The sequence below is a fragment of the Paenibacillus planticolens genome (genome assembly GCF_013141725.1).
GTDB classification, from domain to species: domain Bacteria; phylum Bacillota; class Bacilli; order Paenibacillales; family NBRC-103111; genus Paenibacillus_E; species Paenibacillus_E planticolens.
Genome location: NZ_WHNZ01000064.1, coordinates 160,985 through 173,440 on the forward strand (window position 1 = coordinate 160,985; position 12,456 = coordinate 173,440).

9 protein-coding genes are annotated in these 12,456 nt (G+C 49.4%); 5 read left to right on the forward strand and 4 right to left on the reverse strand.

Translation table 11 applies throughout. The features are described from left to right. Positions 1-92 precede the first annotated feature (92 nt). Positions 93-1,829 carry an ABC transporter ATP-binding protein gene (locus GC097_RS27765; protein WP_246294485.1) on the reverse strand — a complete coding sequence of 579 codons (1,737 nt, stop codon included), beginning with the start codon at positions 1,827-1,829 and terminating at the stop codon, positions 93-95. A 154-nt stretch (positions 1,830-1,983) separates the two neighbouring features. Between GC097_RS27765 and GC097_RS27770 the strand changes: the two genes are divergently transcribed. The 4 genes from GC097_RS27770 (at position 1,984) to GC097_RS27785 (ending at position 7,472) form a co-directional block, all read left to right on the forward strand. Continuing rightward, positions 1,984-3,426, forward strand: coding sequence for an ABC transporter permease (locus GC097_RS27770; RefSeq protein WP_376768430.1), 1,443 nt, complete (start codon positions 1,984-1,986; stop codon positions 3,424-3,426). A gap of 12 nt (positions 3,427-3,438) precedes the next feature. Then, entirely contained in the window at positions 3,439-4,950 is a 1,512-nt protein-coding gene (locus tag GC097_RS27775) for an ABC transporter permease (RefSeq protein ID WP_171686537.1), read from the forward strand. 120 nt (positions 4,951-5,070) lie between these two features. After that, positions 5,071-6,909, forward strand: a complete 1,839-nt coding sequence (locus GC097_RS27780) for an ABC transporter substrate-binding protein (protein WP_171686538.1) — start codon at positions 5,071-5,073, stop codon at positions 6,907-6,909. A gap of 89 nt (positions 6,910-6,998) precedes the next feature. After that, positions 6,999-7,472 carry a hypothetical protein gene (locus GC097_RS27785; RefSeq protein WP_216625917.1) on the forward strand — a complete coding sequence of 158 codons (474 nt, stop codon included), beginning with the start codon at positions 6,999-7,001 and terminating at the stop codon, positions 7,470-7,472. Between the two features lie 198 nt (positions 7,473-7,670). Here the strand turns inward: GC097_RS27785 and GC097_RS27790 are convergent, their stop codons facing one another. Further along, the gene (locus GC097_RS27790) at positions 7,671-7,844 is read right to left on the reverse strand and encodes a hypothetical protein (RefSeq protein ID WP_171686539.1); all 174 of its coding nucleotides are present in this window, start codon (positions 7,842-7,844) and stop codon (positions 7,671-7,673) included. A gap of 424 nt (positions 7,845-8,268) precedes the next feature. On the opposite strand from GC097_RS27790, the gene GC097_RS27795 reads away from it, so the two are divergent. Beyond that, the gene (locus GC097_RS27795) at positions 8,269-9,957 is read left to right on the forward strand and encodes a methyl-accepting chemotaxis protein (RefSeq protein WP_171686540.1); all 1,689 of its coding nucleotides are present in this window, start codon (positions 8,269-8,271) and stop codon (positions 9,955-9,957) included. A gap of 92 nt (positions 9,958-10,049) precedes the next feature. Here GC097_RS27795 and GC097_RS27800 read toward each other — a convergent pair whose 3' ends face one another. Beyond that, on the reverse strand, positions 10,050-11,027 hold the full coding sequence (locus tag GC097_RS27800; protein ID WP_171686541.1) for an aldo/keto reductase: 978 nt from the start codon (positions 11,025-11,027) through the stop codon (positions 10,050-10,052). A 29-nt stretch (positions 11,028-11,056) separates the two neighbouring features. Next, entirely contained in the window at positions 11,057-12,430 is a 1,374-nt protein-coding gene (locus tag GC097_RS27805; RefSeq protein WP_171686542.1) for an LLM class flavin-dependent oxidoreductase, read from the reverse strand. Positions 12,431-12,456: the final 26 nt, after the last annotated feature.

Sequence of the window (12,456 nt, forward strand, 5' to 3'; positions counted from 1 at the left end):
GTTAATTCATAAACAGCTTACATCCTAAACGGAAAAAAGTACAAAAAAAATCCTCAGTTTGCAATAAACATGAGGATTTGCCTCGCATATATTTACGATTCGGCTACAGCCAGCCAGTGTCCAGGCTGCACTTCTACGAACCGTGACCGCTCCAACCCGTATGGATCTTGTACAGCCGGATCGATAGGCGGCACGAACGTCTTGCGGGACTGCACCGCCGGATCGGGTACAGGAATCGCTGCAAGCAGCGACTTCGTATAGGCATGCAGCGGGTTCGCATACAGCTCTTCGCTCTCCGCCAGCTCCACGATTCTGCCCTTGTACATAACCGCCACGCGGTCACTGATATGCTTGACCATCGATAGGTCGTGCGCGATGAATAAGTACGTCAGCCCCAGCCTTTGCTGCAGCTCTTCCAGCAGCTTGACGATCTGTGCCTGGATGGAGACATCCAGCGCCGACAGCGGCTCGTCGCAGACGATAAATTCCGGCTCGACGGCCAGTGTGCGGGCGATGCCAATCCGCTGCCGCTGACCGCCCGAGAACTCGTGCGGGTAGCGCATAGCGTGCGATGCGCTGAGACCGACCATCTCCAGCAGCTCCTCAATTTTTTTCTGCCGCTCCAACTTACCACTCGTCATCCGGTGGAGATCCAGCGCCTCGCCGATAATGTCGGCAATACGCATGCGCGGGTTCAGTGAAGCATAGGGGTCCTGGAAAATCATCTGCATGTAGCGCCGCATCGTCTTCATTTCATTCCGGGACAAACGATTGAGCGGGATGCCCTTATACAGCACCTCTCCCCCCGTCGCCTCATTAAGACGTAGAATTGTCCGGCCCGTGGTGGATTTACCGCTGCCTGATTCACCGACAACGCCAAGTGTTTCACCCGCCCGGATATCGAAGCTGATATCGTTAACCGCTTTGATGATTTGGCCTTTACCCAGATTGAAATGCTGTCTGAGCGACCTAACCTCCAGCAAGGGGCGATCTTCTGCCGAACGGCTGACCGCTGAGACAAGCTTTGGCTTTTTCTTCTCATCAAGTCGAGGCAGGGCATGTAACAGACGTACCGTATAGGGATGCTTCGGCGCAGAGAAAATTTCCTCCGTTGTACCTGTTTCAACCACCTCGCCATCCTTCATGACGACAACCCGGTCGCACATCCCGGCTACGACACCCAGGTCATGGGTAATCAGGATGATCGATGTCCCCAGCTTGCGCTGAATTTCCTTCATCTGGTGCAAAATTTGCGACTGAATCGTTACGTCGAGCGAAGTGGTCGGCTCATCGGCGATAAGCAGCGCCGGCCGGCACGCAAGCGCGATCGCGATCATCACCCGTTGGCGCATGCCCCCGGAAAATTCATGGGGATACTGCAAATAGCGGGCTTCAGGATTAGGAATCCCGACCAATTTCAGCATCTCGACCGCTTCAAGTCGAGCCTGCTCCTTTTTAAGCCGCCTGTGCTTAATCAAGCCTTCCTCAATCTGCCGACCTATGCGCATCGTCGGGTTTAAGGAAGACATCGGATCTTGGAAAATCATGCCGATATCGCGTCCGCGGATTTCCTCCATCTCTAAGTCCGACTTATCAGCTAGGTTTTGTCCCTTGAAGAGCACCTCCCCGCCTTTTACCTTCGAGGGTGGAGATGGCAACAAGCGCATAATGGTCCGGGCCGTCACACTTTTTCCGCTGCCGGATTCCCCTACGATGCCCAGCGTCTCGCCCTCGCGCACCGAAAAGCTTACATTTCGAACCGCTTCAACTTCCTTATCGCGGGAATAAAAAGAAACAGACAACTGATTTACTTCTAAGATGGATGTCATATGATCACCTTTGTGTTTTGTTTTCATCAAATCGCAACAAAGTGGAATATTATTTCGAGGATTATTGACATTCTTCGCTGCTCACTTTAAAATCTACTATATCGATCGGAATAATGCAATATATAATACGAACCGTTAAAAGGAGCACACGAACTTGACCGGGCACACTGTCGCAATGGATTCCCGTCTCGTCGACCGACTCGGGAACATCTTTTCCAAAATGCTATTGCATCCTACTTACCGCCTTTTGCTGCTGGCAGCCGGAGCGCCCCTGCATCTAGTCATCTATCTCGTCTTTCTGCGCCGCAAGAATCAAAGTGCGCTTAAATCCAGGCTTGATAAATTAGAACAGGAATGGACGGCCTCCGGCTATAGAGACAGTCTAGTGGCGGAGACGAAGGATCAACTCCAACGCAAGCACCGATTTTTTGGTCAATCCATCGCACCGGAGAAACTGAATCGCGAAGCTAACCGGATTGCCGGGGCTAAATTCAAAGAGGCGCTGCTGAGTCAACTTAAAGCTCAACAGAGTGAGGGCGGCCAGCCCCCAGTCACTTATGCGGATACGTTCACTGAGTTGATCCGGCATCCGGTGATTCTGACTGTATCCTTTGTCCCTGGTGTTCTCATGTACGCGCTTATGCTCATTTATGGCAACGCCTATCTAAAATATATAATTGAACGGCTCGTGATGACCGTCTTTGTTATTTTTGGAGTGGCCTTTCTCGTCTTTACCATTTTACATTTGTCGCCTATGAATCCTGCGGCCAACATCATTGGGGAAACAGCTACCGCCGAACAGATTGCTGCGTTCAACAAGCTTTACGGATTGGATCAGTCTTATCTGACTCAGCTCTGGCATACTTTCCACGGCATACTGACATTTGATCTGGGCAAGTCATTCGCAGGCAACGAAGACGTTACGACCTCAATCGCCGCGAAGTTCCCCGTGACGCTGACGCTTACCGTCATCTCCACGGTCGCAGCCGTATTGATCGCCCTGCCAATCGGGTTGGTATCCGCCACCCGGCCTAATTCGTTCTTTGACTATACGTTTATGCTAATCGCGCTGATCGGGTTGTCGATCCCGAACTTCTGGCAGGGGCTGATCCTTATCCTGAATTTCTCGATCAAGCTGCACTGGCTCCCTGCTACGTATAATCCGCAGAACGCTTTGACGATGATCATGCCTATTGTCGTATTAGGAACAGGGCTTACAGCAGCGGTTGCCCGGATGACGCGATCTTCTACACTGGAAGTCATTCACGAGGATTATATGACGACAGCCCGGGCGAAAGGGCTGTCCCGCAGGCAAGTGCTGTGGAAACATGCCGTTGGGAATGCCCTGATCCCGATTATTACCGTCATCGGACTTCAATTCGGAGCGATGCTCGGAGGAGCGGCTGTAACGGAGAAGGTTTTCAATATTAACGGGATTGGAAGCTATATTGTGGACAAGCAGTTCATCCCCGATATTCCTAGCATTATGGGCGGAGTTATCTATACGGCCATTACGATTTCTATCGTGAATGTCGTCATCGACATTTTGTACGCTTTTTTCGATCCAAGAATCCGTTCCAAAATGAAACAATACTAGCAGGTGGCCAACGTGACCAAACCAATTCTAACGAAACAAGACATTCATTTCAGACTACGCACTTGTACCGAATACGGGCAGGCCAGCTTTGCTGGCATCGCTTCTCTGATCTTAGCGCTAGTGCTGCTGATTAACAGCTTTCAGGGAGGGGCAGCACTAGCCGTAAAGCCAGCTATTTTCGCTGCCTTTGCTTCTTATTTGATCTTCGCCTTGCTCCAATTGGGAACCATGGCATTGATTCGCAGAGACCTGCTCCTTTACGGCGAGCTGCGCCGCACCACACGACGACTAGGCTACGTGCTGTTGATCAGCTTATTGACCGCTAATATCTTTGTCGTAACGGCGGCTTTTCAACTCATCAAAAGCAAGAAAAGCGCAGCTTACACACTCGCGGTCTACGCCCTCTTGACGACTGTATTCGTATTCGCCATTTCGGCATTGAACGTCTTCAAGCCTTATGTATCCAACTTATTCGTACCCGGGATGTCGCTCTTGTTAGTTGGGGGTGCCATTCAATTGCTTGTTTTGCTTCTCATCACCCGGTATTCAGATGACGCGCTTATGCCCAAGTGGATGTGGATAGCCGCAGTCCTGCTGCTTGCAACATCCATAACGGGCAATCTTTTCGCGCTGGCGCTCGGCATCCTGTTGATCGCCAGACTTAGAAATAGAACCGATTCGTCCGGGCCGAAACTCAGCGAGGTCATTGATCGGCTGTCCCGCAGTTCCACCTCGATGCTGGGCTTGTGGTTCATTGGCTTTCTAATCGCCATCTCCTTGTGCAGCTACTTGACGTTCGACTATGGGATGGCCATCGACAATAATTACGGGGCGATTCTGCAATCACCGAGTCTGACCTATCCGCTTGGCACAGACAACTTCGGCCGCTGCCTATTCTCCCGGATCGTATTCGGTGCCCGCATCTCGCTGTTCGTCGGTATCCTCTCAACGTTAATTCCCGTGATCATCGGGGGCTCGCTGGGAGCAATATCCGGCTACTATGGACGCGGTACAGACAATCTAATCATGCGGGCGCTCGATATTCTGTACGCGATACCCGGCATCTTGCTGGCCATTGCCATCATTGCCGCGTTTGGCGCCAGTACGGTTAATCTCATTCTCGCACTGAGCATTGGGGCCATCCCGACGTACGCTCGGACAATGCGAGCTAACGTACTGCTCGTCTCGTCGCTTGAATACGTGCAGGCGGCACGCGCTTTCGGCGCAGGAGATCTAATCATCCTGCTCAGGCATATTGTTCCGAACTCCCTAGCGCCGATGATTGTCAAATCCACTCTCACTGTCGGTGGGGCCATCATTGCGACAAGCAGTTTGAGCTTCCTGGGACTCGGCGTTGAACCGCATATCCCGGAGTGGGGCAATATTTTGAAGGTGGGGAGCTCCTACCTCGAAACAAATGCTTATACGGCAATCTATCCCGGCTTGGCTATCATCGCGCTGGTGCTGTCCTTCAACTTTCTGGGCGACGGATTGCGCGATGCGCTTGATCCCAAACTGGACTAACCGTCTTTCAATGATTTTGGAATTTTCATTCTTTCTCCAAAACCGCTTCGTTACGAAACATGCAGGATCTGGACTGAATGTGCATTCATATATTTAGCATTATAGGAGGTCACAAGTATTATGAAGACTAAAAGCAAGATCGTCATTCCCGCCGTCCTGGGCATCTCTCTGATGCTGAGCGGATGCAATTTCACTACCAAAGATCAGGCTGCAGCATCGCCGACACCGGGAGCAGCAACACCTGGGACAGCAGCCGTCAACAACACTCCCGTCGATATCGAACTGCTGGGCACGAGCGCAAACGAGACAGATCTTAACATCGTTCGCGACCAGTTGACGAAGAACGGCTTCAACGTTAAGCTGAACATCCAACCGGATTACGGCACGTTCAAAGCCCAACAGGACGCAGGTAACTTCGACGTTGCTTTGTCCAGCTGGACCACCGTTACCGGCAACCCGGACTATGCGGTACGTTCCCTTTTTAAGTCGGGTGGCGACTATAGCATCATGAAAGATCCTGATATCGACAATTTGATCGAACAAGCTTCGGCTCAGACACCGGAGCAATACACGGAGACGTATAAAAAATTCGAGCAGCAGCTCGTTTTTGACAAAGCTTATATCGCGCCGCTCTACAATTCGCTTAAAGCGCAAGCGTTTAATCAAGACATTCTGAAGAAAGAGTCTGTACGTCTTTCTAAATCACGCTCCCTCCCTTGGGAAGAGCTCGATTTCAAGGATGCTTCCAAACGCGCCAAAGATCCGATCATTTTGCAATCATCGCTTCCTTCTCTGACATCGCTTGACCCGATCAAGGGCAACGACGGCTCTATTAATATTATTAACACGAACATGTACGTTCGTTTGCTCAATCTGACGGACGACGATAAGCTGACGCCTGAGGGCTCCCTATCGTACAACTTCGCGATTGCCGAAGGAAATTCGGACTACTACTTCATTCTGCGTGACGACATCCGATTCGCACAGATCAAAGATAAGCTGGCAGTCGACTCTGGCGAACGCGTAGGGGCAGAAGATGTCATTTTCTCGCTGAATCGCGCCAAGGACAAAAATTCCGTTCCAAATCATCGCACGTTCACGCTGCATGAACATATTCAGAAGCTTGAGCTCGTGACGGACCCGGCGGCACTCGAATCCGTTAAGTTATCCGGCGGCTCCGAAACCATCAAAGCAGCTTTGGAAAAAGGACTCGACTCCAAAATCACATCATTGGTATCCGATAAGACCAAAGCCAGCAATAAGGAAGGCAAGTATCAGGTGGTCAAGCTGACGACTACACAGCCGTTCCCGCAAGTATTGAACTATCTTGCCCATCAATCGGCAGGTATCGTCTCCAAGAAGCAAGTCGATAGCATCAATACGTACGATGTAGCAAAATACGATGTAAATAAAGACATTGCATACGGAGACCAATCAACGGTTACCGAGGGAGCCAAATACAACAATTCCTTGTACACAAGCGGTCCTTATATCCTGTCTTACAAAAATGATTACGAGGCCGTCTTCAACAAAAATCCGGGATATATGAAGGGTACCAAGTACGAACCGCGAGTCGATACGATCAAAGTCCGGTTCATCAAAGACGCAGAAAGCTCCCTTTCCGCGCTCAGGAGCGGTGAGATTCACCTGCTCTACGGTGTTTCTGAGATTAAATTCGACGTCGTCAAAGCCGACAGCAAGCTTTCGCTGCAAACGGTCCCTAGCAATGCCGTATCCTATCTGCTCTTTAACACCAAGAACCGCGAAGTTGCCAAGAGTGCCGATTTGAGAAAAGCCGTGCTGTACTCCATCAATCAAGACGAATTCCTCGCTTATTACAAAAACAATAAGTTCAAGGCCGTCTCGACATTAAGCCCGCTTGTCAAAACGGGATTGGAACTCAAAGCAGACCCGGCTAAAGCGAAAGATTTCCTGAACAAGTATAAAGCTAGTAAGTAAACTGCTGTTAAAGACTGCCTCATCATCGGGAAGATGATTGGGCAGTTTCTTTCATACAACCATTTATGCACAGATAGGAGTTCTGAAAAATGCCTACATCCGAACCAACCACAGTCAAACTCTCACAATGGGATGCGCTCATCCTTGAATCTCTTAAGTCGCAAGGCTGGCCTGCAGAAGAACTGCTTCACCGTGTCCAAACTGGCAAGCTGCCCGTAGATGATAGCAAGTTCCAGTTCGACTATGCTCGTTTAACCGAGCTCTCGGCAAGTGATCCCGTTCTGTTCGAACAAGCGGTACGTCACGGCTATCAGATTAAATATAATACCCTTCGGGGCATCGCCAGCTGGATTCTCCTCGCCCTCGGACAAGAAACCGAGCTGCATCTGGAGCAAGGGAAAGAATCCGTCATTGCAAACCTTAATGCGGAGGAGTATAACCGCCTGACTGCGGTTCTTTCTTATGGGTGGGTCGTGCGTGGGGAGCCTGCCGCTTCTCCTGAAGCGAGATCGACATATGTCATTGGGACGCTGTATTCAGAGCTTCAAAATAATAGAGACTAACTTCATTTTTCCAAAAATATAATAAGAGGCTGTCTCAAAAGGTCAGGAAAAGCCTGAGGGACAGCCTTTTGGATTTTGGATGTATCATATTGCGCGAGCGGGAACTATGATCCTCTATTTTTCAAAAAAACGACCCTTCTGTAAGTTAGAGAGAACTATGATCCCCTATTTTACGCATTCTGCCAAAACGGGATGTTTTCATGGGCAATAAGACCCTGTAGTTCCGTTTGCAGCCAACAAATAGTCCATTTTGCTCAGATAGCGCCCTGTAGTTCCCACAACTTTGCCGGCCAAAGCATCTTCTCCATAAAAGCGTGATGCACCGGGGTCTCCTGCAGACGCAATAGTGGTGCTCTCCACTACCTCGCTCACCCGCCCGTCCCGAAAATGTACAATTTCAAAATTTCAAGAAAAGCACCCGTTTGCTCATAACAGCTCTTCACCTTACCACATGACAATTATGGAAGCTTGAATAACGAACTAGCTAATCGTAGCGAATTATATCAAAAAATGTCGAATATTATTCAGTTCAAAAATTTGTATGAAAAATGGAATTATATAAATAATTGAATTTTCTCTACATTTAAAAAAGGCTAATTTCACAACAAAAAACGAAATAAAACCCCATGAATACGCATATTAATTGGGTTTAAAGGTAACTCATATGTTAAGTCGATTTTAGGAAAAAGGAACTAAAATTAAAAGTTCAGAATCTTAAAACGAATTTCTTGCTAAAACATCCAGCTAATGTTAATGTCGAATTATATCGAATAAAATACAGAAAAAGAGGTGTTCTATGAAGTTGTCCATTGCCAAAAAAATAATAACTGGTTTCTTAATTATTGCACTTCTTCTTGGACTTGTCAGTTTGCTATCTCACTTTTATTTACAAAAGATAGACGATTCCTATACAGATTTGGTTGATAGGCGCGAGAAGATTTTGTCCAATTCAAAGGATATGAGAGCTTCCACACTCCAGCAAATGAGCAGCTTGCGTGACAATTTATTAACTCCAAACAGAGATGCATCTGACCGTTTCATGCTCGCAAATGCAAGTTTAACGGACCTCATAACTACCACTAGCACGATGGTAAGGCGAGATGTGGACAAAAACGACCTAAGCAAATTGAATGAGCTCAATCAACAATTTATAAAGAGTGCCGACCAAGTGAATTCCCTGTTAGTCACGAACAAGGAAGCTGCAATGAAACTAGCCTCCTCGGAAGTTATTCCGATTGGTCGCGAAATGGAAAACTTGGCGAATAAAATAGCCGATGGTCAGCAGAGATTAGTCGATGAAGTAAGCGCGAATAATACAGTAATGGTTGACTCCATTATAAGAATTGTTCTTATCATTAGTGTGATTGCCTTCATATCAGCAATACTCATAGGGGTCTTTATTTCAAGAGTAATCTCGAAACCGATCGTTCTTATTGCGAAAGCGGCAAAACAAGTAGCGGCAGGCGACTTAACGCAAGCAAAGGTGGAAGTGAAGAATCGGGACGAGGTTGGTGAATTGGCTGATTCCTTTGAGCAAATGGTCAATAACCTGCGCGGTGTCATCTATCAAGTAACGTCTGGTGCTGAACATGTAACCGCTTCTTCAGAGGAAATGACCGCCAGCGTCCAGCATAGCAATACAGCAACGGAAGTCATCGTTACTGCCATGCAGAAAGTTGCCGCCGGAGCCGATCAGCAGGTTCAAAGTGTTATGGAAAGCGTGAAAGCCGTAGATGAAATGTCAGCAGGCGCTGAGCAAATAGCGATAAACGCCCAAAGTGTCTCCTCCTCCGCTACAGAAGCTGCCGGAAAGTCCATAGAAGGAAATCAGGCCATCCAAAAGGTAGTTGCTCAAATGAATTTCATACATAAAACCATCGAGGATTTGTCGGGAATCATCAAAAGCTTGGGAGTGCGTTCTCAAGATATTGGAGAAATCGTAAGTATAATTACCGGCATCGCAAAACAAACGAATCTTCTGGCATTAAATGCATCCATTGAAGCTGCACGCGCTGGCGAACAAGGGAAAGGGTTTGCGGTAGTGGCAGGCGAAATTCGCAAGCTAGCCGAACAATCTTCCCATTCCTCTCAACAGATTACCGATTTGATATCTACCATTCAACAAGAGACATATAGCGCAACACAATCGATGGAAGTTGGAATAAAAGAGGTGAACGAAGGCATTCTTGTTGTGAATATAGCCGGCACGTCATTCGAGCATATTGAACACGCTGTCCTTAAAGTAGTCACCCAGATTGAAGATGTTGCTGCGGCTGCAGAGCAAATGTCTGCTTCTACCGTACAGGTGGGCAGTTCCATGCAGCATATTTCGAAAATAGTCGAGGAATCCGCATCGGGGATCCAACATGTGTCTGCTTCTACGGAAGAACAGTTGGCAGCCATGGAGGAAGTATTCTCCTCTGCTACCTCCTTGTCCATATTGGCGGAACAATTGCACAATCAAATGGCTAAATTTAAAGTGTAATGGTGCACGACAAAATGAAGGGGCTTGTGCACGTATATGGCCAAAAAATGGCTTATGCAACCTCCCCCCTTTATTTTGTTGACAGCTTTAACCTAAAACGTATAAGCCTCCTCGCTTCGATCCGTTGCGATCGGGGGATCAATCGACAATGCCGTGACTTCTTTACGCCATTCATTCGTGAAATTCAGATCCACCGCAGCAAGAGAGGGCTCTAACTGCTCCACGCTGCGCGCACCGATGATCGGCGCCGTGATGGCCGGGTTGCTAAGCACCCAAGCAACGGCTAATGTAGCCGGATGGATGTCTTTCTCGCGGGAATAAGCTGCGAATCTTTCTGCAATGTCGTAATAGGCCTCGTCACCATAACGCTTCGTATAGTTGCTCTGATCCACCAGCCTGCCTGTTGCGGGCTTTTTGCCTATTCCGTACTTCCCTGTCAACAGACCCCCGCCAAGCGGACTATAACTGATGACCCCGAGTTTCTCGGATTCAGCCAGCGGCAAAATCTCGACTTCCGCTTGTCGTTTGACAAGATTGTACATCGGCTGGATCAGCTCGAAGCCGGCCAGGCCTTCTTTGGCGGAAATGCCGAGCGCCTTCGCGATCTGCCAAGCAGCCCAATTGCTGACGGCGGGATACAAGATTTTCCCTTGCCGCCGCAAGTCGTCCAAGGCGCGCACGGTTTCCTCGATGGAGGTAAGCGAATCAAAACGATGAATAAAATAAAATTCAATCCTGTCTGTGCGAAGCCGTTTAAGGCTTTGTTCCACCGAGAGGAACAAGTGTCTGCGCGAGGCTCCGCGTGCATTCAGATCGGAGCCGAACGGGAAGCCGGCCTTGGACGTAAGAACCAGCTCGTCACGTCTGCCCTCCATCAGCTCTCCCAGTATTTCTTCAGCCGCTCCGCTGCTGTAAACGTCAGCGGTATCGAAGAAATTAATGCCTTTGTCCAAACAGCGATGGAACAATTGCTTGGATGTTTCCTTGTCGGCGTTGCCGCCAAAGGACATCGTTCCGAAGCAGAGTTCCGAAACTTGAATGCCCGTTTTTCCAACTGTCTTGTACTTCATATGACCTGCTTGCCCTCCTTAAGTCCCATCTAGTGTGTTCTCCTGTACTGCGCTGCGGGATGGTTGGCCGGGAGCAGGCGTTTGCCCGATCCGAACAGCTTCTCCCTCAGCGTCCCCGGCTCGTAGTCCTGTTGATATACGCCACGGCGCTGCAGCTCCGGTACGACTTGATCAACAAATTCACGCAAACTACCTGGTGTAATCAGATGCGCAAGATTAAACCCATCCAGACCGGTCTCCTCTACCTGCTCCTGCATGTAGTCGGCGATTTGATCGGGCGTTCCCACAAGCAAGTGGCCTTGCCCTTTATTCAACGTCCCGATACGTTCCATCACTTCCTTGACCGTAAGGCGGTTCGGGACATGTTTGGTAAACTGAGCCGCCCGGCTCTGACCATGATCAGTTGCCCGATATTCCAGATAAGAGTCAGGATCGAAGGCGGACAGATCATAGCCGCTAGAGCCGCCGAATTGCGCAAGTGCCGCCTCCCGGCTCCACAAGCCGGCGTATTCCCACAGCTTCGCTTCCGCCTCCTCCTGCGTTGCTCCGACGATGACGTTCAAGCCGGTAAACATTTTGATGCTCTGCGGATCCCTGCCTAATTGCTCCGCTTTGTTCCGGATGTCTTCAATGTTGGCTTTAAGCGATCCCTTCGAGTTGCCGCCTACGAAAACACATTCCGCATGCTTAGCGGCAAACGCCCTTCCTTTCTCCGAGCTCCCCGCCTGGTACAGGACAGGCGTACGCTGCAAGGAAGGCTCGCTTAGATGCGGTCCAGGAACACGGAAAAACCGGCCTTCGTGATCGATGCGGTGAACTTTCGCGGGCTCAGCGTATACGCCCCGAACGGTGTCACGCACGACGGCGTCATCCTCCCAGCTGCCTTCCCAAAGCTTATAGGCAACTTCCAAAAATTCATCCGCAACGTCGTACCGATCGTCGTGCCTGATCATTGCATCCAATCCGTGATTCAAAGCCGCATTGGGCAAATAGGAGGTGACGATATTCCAAGCGATTCGCCCGCGAGTCAGATGATCGAGTGTAGTGAACCGTCTGGCATGCGCATAAGGATGCTCATAAGTGGTCGTCACCGTAACGGCAAAACTCAGATTCTCCGTAACGCTCGCCATCGCAGGAACGATGAGCGCAGGATCGTTTAGCGGCACTTGAACGGCATCTCGAATAGCCGGGTCAGCGCTCATTTTATAAACATCATAAATACCGACGACATCCGCAAGAAACAGCGCATCGAACTTTCCGCGCTCAAGCAGTCTGGCCATCTCCGCCCAGTAATCCAAGTCCGTATAGCGGTGTCTTTGGCTATCCGGATGTTTCCATAAACCGTGTGAATTGTGCATCGCACTGTTCATATCAAATGCGTTCATTATGATTCGCTTTCCCATAGCTCCGTGTTTCCCTCCTTCCCTCA